At 30.3% G+C, this 20,759-nt stretch carries 12 protein-coding genes; 2 read left to right on the top strand and 10 right to left on the bottom strand.

The window, feature by feature from the left end; genetic code table 11:
• Positions 1 to 89: 89 nt before the first annotated feature.
• From O3884_RS07925 to glgB, 5 genes are all read right to left on the bottom strand, one after another.
• Positions 90 to 2,483 carry a glycogen/starch/alpha-glucan phosphorylase gene (locus tag O3884_RS07925; protein ID WP_371452758.1) on the bottom strand — a complete coding sequence of 798 codons (2,394 nt, stop codon included), beginning with the start codon at positions 2,481 to 2,483 and terminating at the stop codon, positions 90 to 92.
• A gap of 24 nt (positions 2,484 to 2,507) precedes the next feature.
• On the bottom strand, positions 2,508 to 3,926 hold the full coding sequence (gene glgA / locus O3884_RS07920) for a glycogen synthase GlgA (protein ID WP_371452757.1): 1,419 nt from the start codon (positions 3,924 to 3,926) through the stop codon (positions 2,508 to 2,510).
• Between the two features lie 142 nt (positions 3,927 to 4,068).
• Positions 4,069 to 5,184 carry a glucose-1-phosphate adenylyltransferase subunit GlgD gene (gene glgD, locus O3884_RS07915; RefSeq protein WP_371452756.1) on the bottom strand — a complete coding sequence of 372 codons (1,116 nt, stop codon included), beginning with the start codon at positions 5,182 to 5,184 and terminating at the stop codon, positions 4,069 to 4,071.
• Position 5,185: 1 nt separating this feature from the next.
• Positions 5,186 to 6,358 (bottom strand): glucose-1-phosphate adenylyltransferase, encoded by a 1,173-nt coding sequence (locus O3884_RS07910; protein ID WP_371452755.1) that lies wholly within the window; start codon positions 6,356 to 6,358, stop codon positions 5,186 to 5,188.
• A 28-nt stretch (positions 6,359 to 6,386) separates the two neighbouring features.
• Positions 6,387 to 8,240 carry a 1,4-alpha-glucan branching protein GlgB gene (gene glgB, locus O3884_RS07905; RefSeq protein ID WP_371452754.1) on the bottom strand — a complete coding sequence of 618 codons (1,854 nt, stop codon included), beginning with the start codon at positions 8,238 to 8,240 and terminating at the stop codon, positions 6,387 to 6,389.
• Positions 8,241 to 8,572: 332 nt separating this feature from the next.
• On the opposite strand from glgB, the gene O3884_RS07900 reads away from it, so the two are divergent.
• Entirely contained in the window at positions 8,573 to 10,423 is a 1,851-nt protein-coding gene (locus O3884_RS07900; protein ID WP_371452753.1) for a glycoside hydrolase family 13 protein, read from the top strand.
• 134 nt (positions 10,424 to 10,557) lie between these two features.
• On the opposite strand, the gene ppc is transcribed toward O3884_RS07900, so the two are convergent.
• From ppc to yaaA, 5 genes are all read right to left on the bottom strand, one after another.
• Entirely contained in the window at positions 10,558 to 13,248 is a 2,691-nt protein-coding gene (gene ppc / locus O3884_RS07895) for a phosphoenolpyruvate carboxylase (protein WP_371452752.1), read from the bottom strand.
• 484 nt (positions 13,249 to 13,732) lie between these two features.
• On the bottom strand, positions 13,733 to 16,180 hold the full coding sequence (gyrA, locus tag O3884_RS07890; protein ID WP_371452751.1) for a DNA gyrase subunit A: 2,448 nt from the start codon (positions 16,178 to 16,180) through the stop codon (positions 13,733 to 13,735).
• Between the two features lie 16 nt (positions 16,181 to 16,196).
• Entirely contained in the window at positions 16,197 to 18,113 is a 1,917-nt protein-coding gene (gyrB, locus tag O3884_RS07885; protein ID WP_294681793.1) for a DNA topoisomerase (ATP-hydrolyzing) subunit B, read from the bottom strand.
• A gap of 40 nt (positions 18,114 to 18,153) precedes the next feature.
• Positions 18,154 to 19,290, bottom strand: a complete 1,137-nt coding sequence (gene recF, locus O3884_RS07880) for a DNA replication/repair protein RecF (protein WP_371452750.1) — start codon at positions 19,288 to 19,290, stop codon at positions 18,154 to 18,156.
• Complete coding sequence (gene yaaA, locus O3884_RS07875) at positions 19,280 to 19,495, bottom strand: S4 domain-containing protein YaaA (RefSeq protein ID WP_003144994.1); 216 nt, start codon at positions 19,493 to 19,495, stop codon at positions 19,280 to 19,282. Before yaaA ends, recF begins: the two co-directional genes overlap by 11 nt.
• Before the next feature lie 377 nt (positions 19,496 to 19,872).
• Here yaaA and O3884_RS07870 point away from each other — a divergent pair, with 377 nt between their 5' ends.
• Positions 19,873 to 20,691 (top strand): phosphotransferase, encoded by an 819-nt coding sequence (locus tag O3884_RS07870; RefSeq protein WP_371452749.1) that lies wholly within the window; start codon positions 19,873 to 19,875, stop codon positions 20,689 to 20,691.
• The last annotated feature ends 68 nt before the right edge of the window (positions 20,692 to 20,759 follow it).

Here is a 20,759-nt window from a genome sequence, read left to right as displayed (position 1 = left end):
TAAAGATATTTATTTTTCACCCATAATATAAATAAAAATAGAGCAACTTATAAAAATAATTCTTCTAAGTTGCTCTAATGAATTTTATTCTATTTTACTTTTTTTATATCCCAAATGTCTTTTGCGTATTCTTCTACTGATCTGTCTGCAGAGAAGATTCCAGCGTTAGCCGTATTAATTAAGCTCATTTGTCCCCATTTTTCTTTATCTTGATATGTTTGGGCTACTTTTTCTTGAGCTTCAACATAGCTTTCAAAATCCGCTAGACACATGTAATTATCTTGAGTTAGTAGATAATCTACAATAAAGTTGAAGTTCATTCCACCTACGGTCATAGTTCTAATGAAATCTAGTGTCTCTTTAATCTTAACTGAACTATTGTAGTATTCCCATGGTTTATATCCATGTGCATTTAGTGCGTCTACTTCTGGTGTTTCTAAACCAAAGATAAAGATATTATCATCTCCTACCGCTTCATGAATTTCCACATTAGCACCATCAAGTGTTCCTAATGTTAACGCACCGTTTAGCATTAGTTTCATATTACCTGTTCCACTTGCTTCCTTACCAGCTTGTGAAATTTGTTCACTAATATCAGCAGCTGGAATAATTTTTTCAGCAAGAGTAACTTTATAATCTGGTAAGAATACAACTTTTATGTACTGACGAACTAACTCATCACATTCAATCATTTGAGATATTGAGTGGATAAATTTGATGATATTTTTAGCCATTTGATATCCAGATGAAGCTTTTGCTGCGAAGATAAATGTTCTTGGCACTGGACGTAAACCATTGTACTTAATTTCTCGGTATAAGTATACAATGTGTAAAGCATTAAGTAATTGACGTTTATATTCATGTAATCTCTTAACTTGAACATCAAAGATAGAGTCTGGATTTACAGTTATACCTGTAGTATTTTGAATATATGTAGCAAGTTGTTCTTTTTTAACTTTTTTGATTTCTTGAAGTTTTGCTACAACTTTCTTATCGTTTTTATAGTCATTTAATTTACTAATTTTAGATAAATCTTTAACAAAATCATCACCAATTAAATCTTTAAGATAAGACGCTAACTCAGGGTTTGCTTGTCCTAACCATCTACGGTGAGCTATACCATTCGTAACATTACCAAATTTTGATGGATATAATTCGTTAAACGCTCTAAATGTTGATTCAACTAAAATATAACTGTGTAATTTTGATACCCCATTAACGTTATGACTTCCTACGATAGATAAGTTAGCCATTCTAATCTGATTATCATAAATTATCGCAGTTTCAGCTAAAGTATAATCTTTACCTTGATCAATTACCCACTGACAGAATCGTTTGTTAATTTCTTCAATAATTGAGTAAATACGTGGTAATAATGGCTTGAATAAATCTACAGACCATTTTTCTAAAGCTTCTGCCATAATTGTATGGTTTGTGTAGGCAAATGTCTTAGTTGTAATTTCCCAAGCTTTGTCCCAAGAATATCCGTATTCATCAAGTAATAATCTCATTAACTCCGGGACTCCCATAGCTGGATGAGTATCGTTAATATGTAACGCTACATGCTCACTTAAGTTTTCTAGTGTCCCAAATTCATTATAGTGATTTTTTACTAGTTGTTGCAGTGATGCACTAATAAAGAAGTACTGTTGTTTTATACGTAATTCTTTACCTTCATTTGTGCTGTCTGCTGGATATAATAATTTAGAAATTGATGAGGCGATTGCTTCTGCTTCTGAAGACTTAGAATATTCTCCTCGTTCAAATAGTTTCATATTAAATCCAGTTTTAGCTTTTGCTTCCCAAAGACGTAATGTGTTAACAGTTTTAGTTTTATATCCAGATATTAATAAGTCATAAGGTTCCGCTTGAATTGAAGTATAATCTTTATGCTCAACTTTAAATCCATCTTCAGTCATTTTTTCTTCTACATGACCGTAGAATCTCACTTCAATTTCTTCATCATTTCTATAAACAAGACCGTATTTTCCTAAGTCTAACCAGTAATCTGGAAATTCTTGTTGCCAACCATTGTTGATTACTTGTTTGAAGATTCCATATTCATAAAGAATAGAAAAACCTGTTACTGGATAATCACTACTAGTTAAGGCATCTAGATAACATGAAGCAAGTCTTCCAAGCCCACCATTACCTAAACCTGGATCTGGTTCTATATCATAAATTTCATCTAGATTAAAATTATTTTTTTCTAAATACTCTTTAGTTTCTTTCTCTAATCCTAGATTAAATAGGTTATTTCTTAAAGTTCTACCTACAAGAAACTCCATTGACATGTAGTAAGCGCGTTTTTGCTTAGTTTTCTTTAATTCTTGTTCGTAAGCAAATTTCTTCTCAGATAATTTTTCTCTTACCGTACTCATTAACGCTTCATAAACTTGACGTTTACTTGCTGAAGTTATAGTAATCCCAAATTGTCTTTTTAAATACTTCTCTATTCTTTGTTCAAATTCTTGATTTTTCATTATTCTCTCCTATAATCTAGTTCACTAGACTATTTCATTGTACATATCTATATATTGTAAAGCTGATTTTTTCCAACTTACATCTTGTTTAATTGCATTCTTCATAATTTTATTCCAAATATGACGTTCTTGGTAATAGCAGTATGTCGCTCTGTAAACAGCATCTAGCATATCATACGCATCGAAACTTTCAAATGTAAATCCTGTTCCAGACTTACCGTCAAATGGTTCTACCGTATCTCTTAAGCCACCAACTCTGTGAACAATCGGCACTGTAGCATATCTCATTGAAATTAATTGAGATAAACCACATGGTTCAGTTTTAGAAGGCATTAAGAACATATCACAAGAACTATATACTTTTGAAGATACTTCCGATGAAAACATAATTAAACTTCTAACTTTGTCATGACGACGGTATTCTAATGAACGTAGTGCATCTTCATAATGTCTATCCCCTGTTCCTAAAATTACCAACTGTGCACCAGTTTTTAAAATTTCATCAGCAACATGTAAAACTAAATCAATACCTTTTTGATGAGTTAATCTAGTTACCATTCCAATCATAGGGATATTTTCATTTACTTCCAAAGCTAATTCTTCTTGGAATTTTAACTTGTTTTCTACTTTGTTTTTTAAAGTTTTCACATCGAAGTTTTTAAAAATTTGTTTATCTGTTTTCGAATTGAACTTATCAGTATCTAATCCATTGATTATACCGTGAAGTTTCCCTTGTTCTATCCTTAAAATATCATCTAATCCATATGAGAAGTATGGGTCTAATATTTCATGAGCGTAAGTTTCACTCACAGTATTAATTCTATCAGCTAATTGGATAGCTCCTTTTAATAGATTTAAATCTCCTTTGTAGATTAAAGCATCAAAATACTTATTATCTAATCCAAATAGATTTCCCATTTCATAAGGATTGAATTTGCCTTGGAATTCTATATTATGAATTGATATTACACTCTTAATATTTTGATAGAACCATTCTCCCCTCGACTTAAGATCATCTAGGTAAATAATTGATAATGCAGCATGCCAATCATTTGCATTAACTATATCAGGTCTATAATCGACATGAGGAAGTATTTCTAATGCTGCTTTCGAGAAGAACGCGAATCGTTCGCCATCATCATCTTGTCCATAGACACTATCTCTATTGAAATACTGTTCATTATCAATAAAATAATAAGTTACTCCGTTTACTACAGTCTCAAAGATTCCACAGTAAACTGTTCTCCATCCTAAATTAATAAAAATATGTTGTCTGTATTTTAAATCGTACTTATCTCTATCTATTGAAGAATACAACGGCAGTACAACCCTTGCTTCTACATTTTCATCTTGAAGAGCTTTTGGTAATGAACCTATAACATCACCTAGACCTCCAACTTTTACAAATGGTGCCGCTTCAGCTGCCACGAATAAAATTTTCATTATATTTCTCCTTATTCGTAATTTACTTTCATACTAAAAGGGTTAGTTTTAGATGCAGTCTATCTGTATATTATACTCTTTTTTCTTTTGAAAATCGAAAGTTTTACAAATTTCTCCTACATTTTAATCTAACCCTTTTTTATTATTCTACTATTTTACCTTTTTCTACGATAACTTGGCAGTTTTCTGTTCCTTTTAGTTCAACTTTTTCTGATACTACTGCATATTTATCTAGAATTACACAATCTAAGTATGCTGATTTTTTAACAACACAATTTGGCAGTACTATTGAGTTTTTAATTACTGCCCCTTCTTCAACTACAACATCTCTAAATAGAATACTGTTTTCTACAATTCCGTTAATTTCACAACCATCACCTAAGATAGAATTCTTAACAATCGCTCCGTCTCCATATGTAGTTGGTACACTATCTGCTACTCTTGTTAGAATATCTGTTCCTGATAAGAACAATTCATTTAACTTGTCTGGATTTAATAAATCACGGTTGAAATTATAATATTCTTGAACACTATTAATTGTTCTATTGTAATTCTTAATTTCATATCCATAAACATTTAAACGATGGAAGTTCTTAGTAATAAAGTCTAATAGAAGATCCTGCCATCCTAATGTCGTTCCTTTTTTAACCAATTCTTTAAACATTTGTTTAGACATTATATAGATCTTAACCTGTGTCGGGCATACTTGATCAAATCCATCATAATGATATAAACTGTCATAAACTCTATTCTTGTCATCAAAAATTATTTGTGATTCACGTTGTTGCGGTTTTCTATAAGTATAAGCTAACGTTACATCTGCATTTGTTGATTTATGGTAATTTACCATATCTCTAAAATCAATATTACCTACAATGTTTCCATCAGCTAAGATACAATATTCTTCTAACAATGTGTCTGCATATTTAGAAGCATCCCCTAATGCCTCAATCTTGTTTTGAGCTACACGGTTTGAGTGATGGTTTGACATTGGTGTAATAAACTTAAGTCCACTATTTTTTCTATTTAGATCCCAGTCTTTCCCCCAACTCAGGTGATCCATTAACGATTTATAGTGATAATTTGTTACTACTGCAATATTTGATACTTCAGCTTTTACTAAAGAAGATAACATGAAATCAATCATTCTATATCTTGATGCAACCGCTAAAGATGCTAGTGTTCTATTTCTTACTAATCCTTGCAAATCATCATTACGATAGTTATCTGCAAATAATACACAAAACGCATTTACCATATTATTTTCCCTCTACTTTCCTATTCTCATTTACTACTTCATCCCTACCGATTACTGTTATTTGTTCTTTTCCTAGAACTATTTCTCTGTTACCAACTTCTACATTTTCCTTAATTACAGAACCTTCAGCAATAATTGAATTATATACTTTAGCACCTTTTTCTATTAGAACATCTTTCATTATTATACTTCCTACAACTTCTGCACCTTCTTCGATTCTAACACCTGAAGAGATAATTGATTCAGAAACAGTACCATAAACTGCAGTACCATCAGAAATCATAGAATTTTTCACATTTGCACTGTGTCCTAAGTATTGTGGCATTGCTCCATCGTGACGATAATAAATTCTCCATAATCTATCATCAATGTTGAAGTTCTCTTTATTTTTAATAAGGTCCATATTAGCTTCCCATAAGCTTTCTATTGTACCTACATCTTTCCAATATCCGTAAAATGGATATGCATAAATGTTTTTACCTTCATTTAACATCATTGGAATAATATTTTTACCGAAGTCTTTTTCACTATCAGAATTTTCTTCATCACGAATCAGGTATTCTCTAAGTTCTTTCCAACTAAAGATATAAATACCCATTGATGCTTTTGTAGATATAGGATTTTCTGGTTTTTCTAAAAACTCTGTAACTTTTAAATCTGTATTAGTATTTAAAATACCAAAACGGCTCGCTTCTTCAAGAGGAACATTAATATGAGCTATTGTTAAGTCAGCACCTTTTTGTTTATGGAAATCTAACATTTCTTTGTAATTCATTTTGTAAATGTGATCTCCAGATAAAATAAGTACGTATTCTGGATTGTATTGCTCTATGTATTTAATATTTTGATAAATAGCATTAGCTGTTCCTTTATACCATTCTCCCGTTTTACCTGCAGTATACGGAGGTAGAATTGATAATCCACCATCCATTCTATCTAAATCCCATGGTTGACCATTACCCATATATGAGTTAAGCTCAAGTGGCATAAACTGCGTTAATACACCCACTGTTGAAATTCCAGAGTTCGCACAGTTTGATAATGGAAAATCAATAATTCTATATTTTCCACCAAAAGGTACGGCTGGTTTTGCCATATCTTTAGTTAATACTTGAAGCCTCGTACCTTGTCCTCCTGCTAGTAGCATAGCTACTACTTCTTTTTTTCGTGCCATAAATTTGACCCCCTTCTTCTAAAACTTATTATTTCTTTTCTATATACATCGTTGTATAAGGTGGTATATTTATACTCAAAGTATATTTAAATTCATTTTTCTCTTTATTTATAGTTTTTAAATTTCTATTCGAGATTGCTAATCCATCATATTTCTTGGCATCAGAGTTTAATGCTATTTTATAACTTCCCCAAGTATTTACTCCTATTTCGTAATGTTTTAATACTTGATTAGAAAAGTTAGTTACTACCAATACTTCTTTACCAGATCTATCTTTACGAGAGAAAGCAAAAACATTATTGTTATTATCGTCTACAACATGCCATTTAAATCCATCCCAATCACTATCATTTTCCCATAATGCAGGTGTAGATTTATAGTATTTGTTAAGCTCCTTAACATATCTATGTGTGAATACATGTTTTGGATACAGCATTAATAACCAATCTAATTCTCTTTCTTCATCCCATTCAATAAATTGAGCAATATCGATTCCCATAAATGTTAGTTTTTTCCCAGGATGTGCATACATATATCCTAAGAATGCCTTGAAATTTCCAAACTTATCTTCATAAGAAACCGGACTTTTATCTAATAGCGATTTTTTACCATGTACTACTTCATCATGTGAAATTGGTAGGATAAAGTTTTCCGAAAATGCATAATGCATTGAGAAAGTAAATTTGTTATGTACTCCTTTTCTGAAGAAAGGATCTGTTTCTAAATAATCAAGACTGTCATTCATCCATCCCATATTCCACTTAAAGTCAAATCCTAAACCACCATGTTCGACTGCTGCTGTTACTTTTGGATAACTTGTTGATTCTTCTGCTATCATAGAAACACCAGGATAATTTTCTTTTACGTAAAGATTTAAATTTTTTAAGAAATCAATTGCTTCTAAATTTTCAAAACCGCCATAGATATTTCTTGCAGATTTTTCCTCATCTCGACAATAGTTTAAAAATATCATCGAACTTACGGCATCTACTCTAATACCATCAATATGATAATCTTCTATCCAAGAAATTGCACTTGATGTTAAAAATGATCTTACTTCATTTCGTCCATAGTCGAAGACTCTAGTTCCCCAACCTTCATGTTCCATTTTTCTCGTATCTGAATACTCATAACAATGCGTCCCATCAAATTCATATAATCCATGAGCATCTTTTGTGAAATGTCCAGGTACCCAGTCCAAAATTACTCCAATATTATTTTGGTGACAACAATCAACAAAATACATAAAGTCTTCAGGTGTTCCATATCTAGATGTTGGTGCAAAATACCCTGTTGCTTGATATCCCCATGATTTATCGTAAGGATATTCAGTTATAGGTAGTAATTCTATATGAGTATAGTTCATATCTTTAACATATTCTACTAATGTATGAGCCAATTCTCTATAACTTAATTCCCTACCATCTTCATGATGCTTCCAAGAACCTAAATGTACTTCGTAAACATTCATTGGACGATGGTAAGGAACTTCTCTATTTTTCATCCATTTGCTATCTTTCCATTCATAGTACGGTAATGAATAAACTTTTGAAGCGGTTAATGGCCTAGTTTCAGCATGTTTTGCATAAGGATCTGCTTTCCATAACTCAGTTCCACTTTTAGTAACTATTACATATTTATATGCATCATATTGTTTAATACCACTAAGCTCAACTTCAAATATACCCTTATCATTAATTAATTTCATTTCATGAGTATGTGGATGCCAAGAACAAAACTCACCAGTTACAAATACCTTTACTGCATTTGGCGCCCATACTCGAAATGTACATTTATCCCCATCTAAAAATGATCCTAAATATTTATGGCTATGGTAATTAGTCCCTTCATGGAATAAATATTCTGCCATATTATTATTCACTAAATAACCCCCTTTTCACTAAAAGTAAACGTTTACTTTAGTTGATAAAAATTTTTAGCATAAAGAAATACGAATAAAAATAGTTAATTTTATCACTAATTATTTCTTTATTTTTTATACCTATAGTATAACACAATAAAGCCTTGATGTAAATGTTTTCTTTAGTTGTTTTCTATAAAGAATTATACCCCTTACATTGCCTTTATATTAATTATTTTTTATTATTTTATAATTAAATCATTTACTTTTAAAAACTTTTATATTAAAATTAAACTGATTGATTTTAGAAAACAGTTTAGTAATGAAAATTTTATGTTTCGGAGATGAAAAATATGATTAAATTTAATCCAATAAAAAATAAATACCCACAGGGGGCATTAAAAAATAATGACAACTTCTATTTTGAAGTTTTTATTAAAGATGATTTTTATTTTAATGATTTTAAAATAATTATAAAAAATGAATATACTGGTGAACTTATTTCTAAGAGTTTAGAGTTCAAAGAGAAAGCTAAAGATAACTACTCTTCTTATCATGTAACTTTTGAACCATTTAATACCGGTCTTTATTTTTACCATTTTGAAGTTCATTTTGACAGTTTTTATGTTTATTTAAAAAATGATAAACTTGATGCTAAGTTAGTTAATAGCAATGATGAATTACCTGATTGGCAATTGACAGTTTATGATAAGAACTTCACTACACCAGATTGGTATAAAGGTTCTATCATGTATCAAATTTTCCCAGATAGATTTAAGCGCAGTGAGAAATTTACAGCAAAATCCGCAAAAAATGAAAATGTGAGAATAAGACATGAAAATTGGAATAGTGTTCCTCATTCGTCTATTACTCATGAAAATTATGGGGCTAAAGATTTTCTAATGGGGAATCTACTAGGTATTGAAGAAGAAAAAGAGTATTTCAAAAAACTAAATATCGAGAGTATCTACCTTAATCCAATTGTAGAAAGTCCAGAAAACCATCGTTATTCAACATCTGATTATTTTAATGTGGATCCATATTTTGGAACAAACGAACAATTTGAAAAGTTCTGTAAAGATTTTAAAGATGATAATATTAGAATCATACTAGATGGTGTATTTAGTCATACCGGTTCAGATAGTATTTATTTCAATAGATATAATAATTATGATAGTGTTGGAGCATATAATTCACAAAGTTCACCATATTATTCTTGGTTTAATTTCATAAATTTCCCTAACGAATACCATTCATGGTGGGGATTTGATAACTTACCTACGGTAATAAAAGAAAATAAAGAGTACAGTGACTTTATTAATAATAAGGATACTGGGGTTGTCAACTTTTGGCAAAAACTTGGAATTGCTGGATGGAGACTTGATGTTGCTGATGAGTTTCCTGATGAATTTTTAGATAGAATTCGTGAGAGTGCGAAATATTATGACGAAGATGCTCTAATCATCGGTGAAGTTTGGGAAGACGCAACAAATAAGATTTCATACAATACTCGTCGTCGTTATTTCTTAGGTGATCAACTTGATAGTGTTATGAATTATCCTTGGAAAAATGCAATTATTAATTTTGTAAAAAATAAAAATGCAAAAGACTTTACTCTTGAAATTTTAAAACTAGTAGAAAATTATCCTCGCCCAGCTCTTGATGCTGTAATGAACTTATTAGGAAGTCATGATACAGAACGAGTATTAACTATGCTAGCATTTGATAATCCTGAAGATGTTCCTGTTCATGAGAGACCAACATATAAAATGTCTAATGAACAATATTCTAAAGCGAAAGAACTCCTTAAATATGCTAGTTTTATTCAATTTACTCTACCTGGTGTCCCTTGTATCTACTATGGTGATGAAATTGGAATGTATGGTTTTAGAGATCCATATAATCGTTTAGGATTTACACATGATAATAAAGATGAAGATTTACTAAATCACTATATCGAATTATCAAACTTTAGAAATGAAAATAAAGATGATTTTATTACAAACTTCGAATTTATATATACAAATAATAATTGTGTTGCATATAGACGAAATAATGTTCTTTGTATTGTAAATCTTGATTCTAAAGCACATTTTGTAGAAAATTACTCTGGTGAAAAACTATTTGGAAACAACGATGTATATTCAACACCGTTCGGAACAGTTGTTCCACCTATGAGTTATGTCGCTATAAAAATTAAATAAATTAAAATACACAATTCTTAAAAATTAGGATTGTGTGTTTATTTATCTGAAAAAAATTTATATCTAAATATCAAGCACTTCGGTATTAAATTTCTAAAGAAAGAGAGGACTCATGGTGAATCCTCTCTTTTTTATTATCCTGAGTTTCTAAGTCCTGTAGCAACTCCGTTAATAGTTATATGAATAGTATTAATTTGTGATTCAGGTAATTTACCTTCTCTTGAACGTTTAATTAACTCTAATTGAATTAGGTTTAATGTATTAAAGTACTGTAACCTATTTTCTAAACTTCGAGTTAAATAAGTATTATCTTCTAAGAATTCTTTATGTTCTGAAATTTCTAAAACTACTTGTTTTGTTAAATTCCATTCTCTTAATATTTCTTCATATACCTGTTTAGTTTCCTCTTCTTTACATAGATTTGCGTATTCTTTTGCTATATCCATGTCAGATTTTGACATAACCATATCTACATTTGAAAGTAATGATGTAAAGAATGGCCATTCTTTATACATTTTACGAAGTTTTTCAATGTTACCTTTATCTTTATTTATAAAGTTTGAAAATGCTGTTCCTACTCCGTACCAACCAGGAAGCATAATTCTACTTTGCGACCATGAGAATACCCATGGAATTGCTCTTAAGCCACCAATATCAGTAATTTTCTTACGTGATGCTGGACGTGAACCAATATTTAGACTTGAAATTTCTTTAATTGGCGTTGCTTCGAAGAAGTAATTATAAAAGTTAGGATTTTCAAATACTAGTTCTCGATATTTGTTATAACTATCTTCTACTATTTCATCCATAATAACTTGGATTTCAGGTATATCTCTGATATCTGTATTAACCTTATCAGCATTCATTCTTTGAATAACGGCAGAGAATAAGGCTTCTAAGTTATAGTATGCCGCGTCACTGTTTCCGTATTTAGCTGCGATAATTTCACCTTGTTCTGTAAGACGTATTCTATCTTGTACACTTCCTAAAGGTTGAGAAATAATCGCATCATAACTTGGTCCACCTCCACGACCAACAGTACCACCTCGACCGTGGAAGAATGTAACTTTAATATTATGTTTTTCTCCTAGTGATGATAGCTCTTGTTGTGCTTTATAAAGCGACCATCCAGATGATAGGTATCCACCATCTTTATTACTATCAGAGTATCCTAACATAATCTCTTGATAACTTCTATTATCACTTACCCATTTTTTCACGATATCTAGACTTAAGTATTTATCCATTACTTCATATGAATTTTCTAAGTCTTCGATTGTTTCAAATAATGGTACAAGTTGTAATCTTGCAAAATCACTTCCCACTAAACCAACTTCTTTTAGCATAATGGCAAGTTCTAATAAGTCAGAAACACTTGTTGTGTGTGAAATAATGTTTTGTTTAATAACATTATCACCTAGTTTATCTTTTAATTTTCTAGCTGTTCTAAATATTGCTAGTTCTTTACGTAATTCTTCTGATTGTTTATTTTCATCATTTATGCTTAGTGGTCGTGGATCTTCTTTTAATTGTTTTAATAGAAGTTCACATTTTTCTTCTTCACTTAATGAACTGTAATCTTTTTCTATATTAGCACTACTTAATAATTCAGCTACTGATGCTTCATAGACACTTGAATCTTGACGCATATCAATACTTGCTAAATAGAATCCAAATATTTTAACAACATTAAGTAATTCTTCAAATTCACCAGTTACTAAGATTTCACCTTTATTCTCTAATAATGACTTTTCAATTATTGTTAAATCAGCAATAAACTCATCAGCTGTAAGATATTTTTCTCCACTTTCAACATCATGTAATAGATATTCTTTAGTATTTTCTAGTTTATCTTTAATGTATGAAATTGCTCTTCTGTATAATTCTTTTTCTCTATACTCAGAAGTATCACTTGAACGATTTGCCAATTCTTCTAATTCATTACTTCCTTTAGTAACGTGCGATGACATTGAGAATGTTCTATATAAACTATTTAACTTCTCACTATAATAAGTTGTTATAAGTTCACATTGTTTCATTGCTGATAGGTTTAATGTTTCAGCAGTTACAAATGGATTTCCATCACGGTCTCCACCAATCCACATTCCCATTGTTATTGGAGTTTCATTTTTAAATTCTATATTATTTTCTTTTAATAGTAATTTATACTCAGTCATTAATTTTGCAATTGCTTTAATAAATGATAAGTTATAGTACTCTAATACGTTTGTGATTTCGTTAGCTACTTTTAATTTTTTCTCACGAATAATATCACTTTGTGTTAATATTTCAATATGTTTTTGAATTGCATTTTTCCATTTTCTTTCATTGATTAATCCATTTTTCACATCACGATGTTTTCTTAATAAACTGTGAAGTTTTTCTGTTAAATCAAGAACTGTTTTACGTTGAACTTGTGTTGGGTGAGCTGTTAATACTGGCACTACATTAATATTTTCTAAGATTTTTTTATCCTTAATATTTTTAATAGACTCAGATAATTTCCCCACATATGATTCACCTATATTATTTTTATAGTTAACTTCATATGCTAAATCGACATCTTCAGCTATATTAATTAATAATGGTAAAATTGAAAAGAAATTTGCAACAATTTCCATTTCTTCTTGAGTTAAATCTTTAATTATAAGATTTAATTTTTCGTAATTTTTTTCATCTGCTAATGCTTTCAATTGTACAATTTTTTCAAATGTATCTTCAGAAATCATTTTTTGTGTTGCTTTTAGCAGCATCTCTGTAAGAATTTGAATCTCTTCTTGTATAATATTTTCATTTACATTGCTTTCTAATCTTGTGTTTTGCATTTAGTTACTCCTTGATAAGATTTTTACTAATAAAGTATATTTATCAGTTTTAACTACATAATCCATTATAAAACTTTTTTTCTAATAAAACAATGAATTTTAGATATTTTTTTTATATTCTTAATTATTTTACTAACTTTTTTTAGAAATCTCTTTTTATTGTTCTTATTTCACTATGTTTAATTATTTATTTTAAACCACTTACAAACCTTTATTATATTATAATTTTTACATCAGGGAGTGACTCAAAAGACCTAAATTTTAAGGAACTCATAGACGTAGTGGATTATTGATATCTAAAATCGCTTCAGAAAAGCTTTTTAGATATATAATAAACCATGCGGGGGATGACTCGACAAAATCGATTTCTTCGAAATCACGATTTTTGAGTCACTCCCTATTCAATACTTCATTTTCATGAAAAAACTCTATAAATAGTATTTTACCACTTATAGAGTTCTTCTAGTTTTTTGCTATTTACTTCCTATTCGTCTTCGTAGCTTTCTTCTTTAGCTGCTAAAGTTACAGTCGCAACTTTTTGATCATCAACTAAGTTAATAACTTTAACTCCAGTCGCTGTTCTTCCTAATGTGCTGATTGTAGAAACATCTATTCTAATAATAATTCCTTGATCAGTCATTATCATTAAGTCTTCATTTCCTGCGATAGATTTAACCGCTACAATCTTACCTGTTTTCTTCGTAACTTTTGCTACTTTAACACCTTTTCCTCCACGGTTAATTACATTGAATTCCGTAGATTTAGAAATTTTTCCAATACCATTTTCTGTTACTGTTAAAATTTTCTTAGATTCATCAACTACTTCCATACCTACTACATAGTCATCTGGAGAAAGTGTGATACCTTTAACCCCTCGACTTACACGTCCCATTGTACGAACTTTTTCTGCATTAATTCTGATTGCTTGTCCATTTGCTGTAACGATCATAATATCTTGATCATCTGTAATTCTTTGAACATCGATTAATGCATCATCTTCATCAAGTTTAAGAGCGATCTTACCTTTCTTAAGAATACTTGCGTAATCTCCTAATTTAGATTTCTTAATGATACCGTATTTAGTTGAGAAGATTAGGTTCGTATCTTCTTCTTGTAAATCAGAAATTGCAATAATAGAGTTTACTTTTTCTTCTTTTTCAATTTCTAATAGGTTAATAATTGGTATTCCTTTAGATTGTCTACTCATTTGGTTAATTTCATAACCTTTAAGAGTATAAACCTTACCTTTATCTGTAAAGAATAGGATATGATCATGAGTTGAACAACTTAGCATGTAAGCTACGTTATCCTCATCATTTGTAGTCATACCGTTTACTCCGCGTCCACCACGTCCTTGTGATTTATATGTACTTGCAGCAAGACGTTTAATGTATTGGTTATGAGATAAAGTAATTATGATTTGTTCTTTTTCAATTAAATCTTCGTTCTCGATTTGATCTACTTGTCCTTCGATAATTACACTACGACGTTTGTCTCCGAATTTTTCCTTAACTTCTAATAGCTCATCTTTAACGATTTGAATTACACGTTCTGGTTTAGCTAGAATATCTTCTAAGTCAGCGATAAGTTCCATAAGTTTACTATATTCTTCTTCAATCTTATCACGTTCTAAACCTGTAAGTCTTTGAAGACGCATATCTAAGATAGCTTGTGCTTGAATTTCAGTTAATCCAAATTGATCAATCAGTCCAGCTTTCGCTTCTTCAGCTGTTTGAGATCCACGAATTAAACTAATAATTCTATCGATATTATCTAGAGCAATTCGTAAACCTTCTAATATGTGAGCACGAGCTTGTGCTTTTTTAAGATCGAATTTAGTTCTTCTAACTACTACTTCTTTTTGGTGCTCTAAATAGTAGTAAAGTACTTCTTTAAGATTTAATAACTTAGGTACTCCATTTACAAGAGCAATCATGTTAACACCGAATGAACTTTGTAATGGTGTTAATTTGTATAAATTGTTTAAAATTACATTACTATTAACGTCACGACGTAATTCAATTACAATTCTGATACCTTTTAAGTTACTTTCATCACGAAGATCTGTAACACCTTCAATTTTTTTATCACGAGCTAATTCTGCAATTTTTTCTACTAATTTAGCTTTGTTTACTTGGTAAGGAATTTCTGTAATTACAATTCTTTCTTTACCATTTTTCATTTGTTCTATTTCAGTTTTACCGCGCATAATTACAGAACCACGTCCTGTAGTGTATGCTTTAACTATTCCACTGCGTCCTAATAGGAATGATCCTGTTGGGAAGTCTGGTCCTTTAATTTTAGACATTAATTCAGCAATTGTTATTTCTGAGTTATCAGCTAATGCGATTACTCCATCGATAACCTCACCTAAGTTATGAGGTGGAATATTAGTCGCCATACCAACGGCAATACCGCTACTTCCGTTAACTAATAAGTTTGGAATTCTTGCTGGTAATACTTTTGGTTCTTGTTTTGTTCCATCGTAGTTATCTTGCATATCAACAGTATCTTTGTTAATATCACGTAGTAACTCAGAAGCTATTTTACTCATTCTAGCTTCAGTATAACGCATCGCAGCAGCACCGTCTCCATCAATAGAACCAAAGTTCCCTTGACCATCTACTAAAGGATATCTACTATTGAAATCTTGTGCTAAACGTACAATTGTTCCATATGTTGCAGAGTCACCATGAGGGTGATACTTCGCCATTACTTCCCCTACAACGAAGGCACTTTTTTTGTAAGGTTTATCATATGTTAACCCTAAATCATTAAAAGCATAAAGTATTCTTCTATGAACTGGTTTTAACCCGTCACGAACATCTGGTAATGCACGTGATACAATAACACTCATTGAATAATCTAAGAATGAATTTTCAATTTCAGTTGTTATGTTTCTTAAGGTAATATTATTTTTATTATCTTCCATGTTCTATCCTTTCTTTCTAAATGTCTAAGTTTATAACATTTAGCGCATTATCTTCGATAAATTTACGTCTTGGTTCTACTTTTTCACCCATTAGTGTATCAAAAGCAGCATCTGCTCTTTGAGCATCATCAACACTTACTTGGTACATTAAACGGTGTTCTGGATCCATTGTAGTATCCCATAGTTCTTCTGCATTCATCTCTCCAAGACCTTTGTATCGTTGAACAGTGTACTTTTTATCTCCAGCATGTTCTTCAATATTTTGTTTCAGTTCTTCTTCTGTGTGGCAGTAGAATTCTTTCTTACCTACTTTTAATCCATATAGAGGTGGTCTAGCGATATATACATATCCTGCGTCGATTAATTCTCTCATATATCTGAAGAAGAATGTTAATAATAATGTTCTAATGTGACTTCCATCGACATCGGCATCGGTCATAATAACGATTTTGTGATAACGAAGTTTATCGATGTTTAATGTTTCACCAATACCCATACCAATAGCTGTAATTAATGAACGAACTTCATCGTTAGCTAATACCTTATCAATTCTAACTTTCTCTACGTTCAGAATTTTACCTTTAAGCGGTAAAATAGCTTGGAATTTACTATTACGTCCAAGTTTTGCACTTCCTCCCGCAGAGTCCCCTTCGACTAGGAATAATTCACATTCAGCTGCATCTTTACTTGAACAGTCAGCAAGTTTCCCTGGTAGATTAGTAAACTCTAAAGCATTTTTACGACGTGTAGATTCACGAGCTTTCTTCGCTGCGATTCTCGCACGTGATGCTTGAAGTCCTTTTTCAACGATTATTTTTGCTGTTTTTGGATTTTCTAATAAGAATCTATCTAATTCTTCAGAGAATAGTTTGTTAGTAATAGTACTCATTTCTGAGTTACCTAATTTAGTTTTTGTTTGTCCTTCGAACTGTGGATTTGGGTGTTTAATTGAGATAATCGCAACAAGTCCTTCACGAACGTCGTCACCTGTTAAAGATTCCTTATCTTTAATAAGTTTATTCTTTTTACCATAAGAGTTAATTATTCTTGTAAGTGCAGTTTTAAATCCACTTTCGTGAGTACCACCCTCATGTGTATTAATGTTATTCGCATAACTTAAGACATTATTTGAATATCCAGTGTTATATTGCATTGAGATTTCTACTTCTTTACCATCCATCTCACCGTGAACATAGATAGCTTCATGTAAAGCATCTTTATTCTCATTTAACATCTCTACATATTCTAATAGTCCACCTTCATAACAGAAAGTTTCCTCTTTTTCTTGTCCTGCTCTTTCGTCTTTAAGAATAATTGTTATTCCTTTGTTTAAGAAAGCAAGTTCTCTAATACGTGTTCTTAAAATATCGTATTCATATACTGTCGTTTCTTGGAAGATTTCTGGATCTGCTTTAAAACGAATAGTTGTTCCAGTTCTATCAGTATCTCCAACTACAGTAATACCTTGAACTACATCTCCTCGCTCAAATTTCATACTGTGAATTTTCCCATCACGATGAACAGAGGCTTCTAAGTTAGTTGACAAAGCATTAACTACACTGGCACCAACCCCGTGAAGACCACCAGATACTTTATATCCGCCGCCTCCGAATTTACCACCGGCATGTAGTACTGTAAGGATTACTTCAAGTGCAGGTTTACCTGTTTGTTCTTGAATATCTACAGGAATCCCACGACCATTATCCTCTACTCTTATCCAATTTCCTTCTTCAATTGCTACTGTTATCGTATTACAATATCCAGCTAACGCTTCATCTATTGAGTTATCTACTATTTCCCAAACAAGGTGGTGTAGACCTTTACTAGATGTAGAACCGATATACATACCTGGTCTTACCCTAACAGCTTCTAATCCTTCAAGGACCTGAATCTGATCGGCATTATATTCTTGTGTTTTTTTATTTTCTACCATGATTTTTCCTTTCATTTTAGTAAATTCATAAATAAATTTTCTAGACTATTTCACTAATGTTTCCATTCTCTATTTTGAAAACTTTAGCTTTTCTTAATAAATCTTCTTTAATATCTGATATTGAAGGTGTCGTAATGAATGTTTGCACATTTTCATTAATTGCATCTAATAATTTCAATTGTCTATTTTTATCTAGCTCGCTTAGCACATCATCCAATAGTAATACAGGATATGTTCCTGTTTTTTCTTTTAGATAATTTATTTCAGCGAGTTTAAGTGATAATACTATACTTCTCTGTTGACCTTGGGATGCATACATTTTAGCATCAAGATCATTTATATAAAACTCTAAATCATCATGCTGTGGTCCAATTTTTGTACTACCTCGCATAATATCATCAAAAGATTTCTTCATCATGACTTTAGTCAAGTTTTCTTCAGTAAAAGACTCATCGTTTATTTCTGAAATATTCAATGCATCTAAAACTGAACTTTTATACTTAATTTTTAAAGTTTCTTGCCCATTAGATATATTTAACATATTTTTATATGTTAACTTAGAAATATCTTGAACAAATGACACTCTCTCTTTTGTAATGTATAGTGCTACTCTCGCGAGTTGAGATGTAAGAGTTTCTAGATACGCTAGAGACATCTCATCTTTCGGATTCTTTCTCATATCTTTTAAATATGAATTACGTTGTTTTAAAAGATGTTGATACATTAAGTAGTATTTATGATAAATACGTGAAAATTGATAGAATTCACGATTCATAAATTCTCTACGTAGCGCTGGAGAACCTTTAACAATCTGCAAGTCTTCTGGAGAGAAAAGAACAACATTTAGTTCACCAACAAAATCAGTTAACTTCGTTTTTTTTATTCCAGCAATCTTTGCACTTTTCCCTTTATTATTAATTCCTAACATTATGTCTAGATCTTTATCATTCTTATTCACGATACAAGACATAGCTGTTGCTGTTTCTCCAAACATAATACACTCGCTATCACTCTTTGTTCTGTAGCTTTTTCCAAGTGCCAAACAAAAAATAGACTCTATAATATTAGTTTTTCCATTCGCGTTGTTTCCTACTAAAACATTAAGCGAGGGATGTGCATCTATATTCGTAGATAAATAATTTCGAAAGTACAGTAATTTTAAACTTTTAATTTTCATTAATTATTATAAATTCGTTTCCTTCTAATTTTATTACATCATTTGAATATAATTTTTTCCCTCGTCTGTTTTCTAGCTCTCCATTAAGCTCGACTTCTACTTCTTGTAAAAAGTATTTAGCTTCTCCTCCTGAACCTATAAAACCTTCTAATTTTAAAAATTGAGCTAATGTAATATACTCACTATTAATAAAAACTTCTTTCATTTCACACCTCCTATGATATTTAAAAATGAAACTCTGTGTATATAAATATATTTTATACATTATAATTATATCAAATTTCTTGTTTTTTTTCAACAATCACCATTTTTTTTATAAATTTTTAATTTAAAATATCTATATATACCAGGTATTTTTAAAGATTAGTATCAATTTAAGTTCACATAAATAATATAGTGTATATTTATTAATTTATTTCAAAACTAATAGAAATATATTATGAAAAAAAATAGTATTTTAATAAAAATTCAAAAATTAAATTTATAAACAATGTAATCGTTTTTCTTTTAACTTTAGTTAGTTTATTATATAATTATAGTGAAAAAGGATTTTATATTTCAGAAATTAAGGAGGATATTGATATGTACAATTTAGATAAATTAGAAAAAATCTTAAATGAAAAAGTAATCTCACTAGAAGAAACAAGTTATGGAATTACTAATAAAAATTATATTATTACAACGGATAATAATAAATATTTCTATAGAACATCTAAAGATTCTACAAATATTGTAAATAAAAATAACGAAAAAGAAGCTATTAGTCTTCTTGCCGATGAAGATTACTTTCTTAAACCAATATTCTTCAATAATGATAACCTAATCACAGAATTTCAACCTAATCCGAAAACATTTATTTCACAAAGAAAATTATCAAGTATTATAAGAATAGGAAGACTTCTCAATAACTTTCATTCGAAAAAATTTCAAGCTGAGCATATGTTTGATCCTGTTAAGCAATTTTATAATTATTATAACCAAATTGATGAAAAACAGAATATTCTTGAACAATATTTGTGCATCATAGATGATTTTAAAGAGTTCTATGAACCTGACAGACTATGTCACAATGACTTAGTTGAAGGTAATTTCTTATTTACAAAAGATAAATTATATTTAATAGATTTTGAATATGCTGGATATAACGACTATTATTTCGATATTGCGAGTTTTATATCAGAAAATGATTTAAACTATGAGGAAACAATTACTTTCTTAAAAGCGTATTTTAGCGATAAAGAGTGCCGTTATGATAAATTAGATGTATTCTTACAGTTTTGTGATTTATTATGGTACACATGGGCTATTTTATTATACGAAAAAAGAAATGAAGAAGTGTACAATGAAATTGCTCAAGCAAAACTCCATAGATTAAATAATCCTAGAAAGATAGTCTATTAATGAATAAAACACCTTAAAGAGTCGAAATATGACTCTCTAAGGTGTTTTATTATAAAAAAAGAATACTT

Source organism: Gemella sp. 20925_1_85 (genome assembly GCF_041433735.1).
Taxonomy (GTDB): domain Bacteria; phylum Bacillota; class Bacilli; order Staphylococcales; family Gemellaceae; genus Gemella.
The sequence above is the reverse complement of the archived record's forward strand: the minus strand, read 5'-3'. Positions and strand labels throughout refer to the sequence as shown.

Bases quoted from the DNA above. Each gene is read 5' to 3' on its own strand.
- gyrA (WP_371452751.1), bottom strand. From the start codon at position 16,180: ATGGAAGATAATAAAAATAATATTACCTTAAGAAACATAACAACTGAA.
- glgD (WP_371452756.1), bottom strand. From the start codon at position 5,184: ATGGTAAATGCGTTTTGTGTATTATTTGCAGATAACTATCGTAATGAT.
- O3884_RS07910 (WP_371452755.1), bottom strand. From the start codon at position 6,358: ATGGCACGAAAAAAAGAAGTAGTAGCTATGCTACTAGCAGGAGGACAA.
- recF (WP_371452750.1), bottom strand. From the start codon at position 19,290: ATGAAAATTAAAAGTTTAAAATTACTGTACTTTCGAAATTATTTATCT.
- O3884_RS07900 (WP_371452753.1), top strand. From the start codon at position 8,573: ATGATTAAATTTAATCCAATAAAAAATAAATACCCACAGGGGGCATTA.
- ppc (WP_371452752.1), bottom strand. From the start codon at position 13,248: ATGCAAAACACAAGATTAGAAAGCAATGTAAATGAAAATATTATACAA.
- yaaA (WP_003144994.1), bottom strand. From the start codon at position 19,495: ATGAAAGAAGTTTTTATTAATAGTGAGTATATTACATTAGCTCAATTT.
- O3884_RS07925 (WP_371452758.1), bottom strand. From the start codon at position 2,483: ATGAAAAATCAAGAATTTGAACAAAGAATAGAGAAGTATTTAAAAAGA.
- glgA (WP_371452757.1), bottom strand. From the start codon at position 3,926: ATGAAAATTTTATTCGTGGCAGCTGAAGCGGCACCATTTGTAAAAGTT.
- O3884_RS07870 (WP_371452749.1), top strand. From the start codon at position 19,873: ATGTACAATTTAGATAAATTAGAAAAAATCTTAAATGAAAAAGTAATC.
- gyrB (WP_294681793.1), bottom strand. From the start codon at position 18,113: ATGGTAGAAAATAAAAAAACACAAGAATATAATGCCGATCAGATTCAG.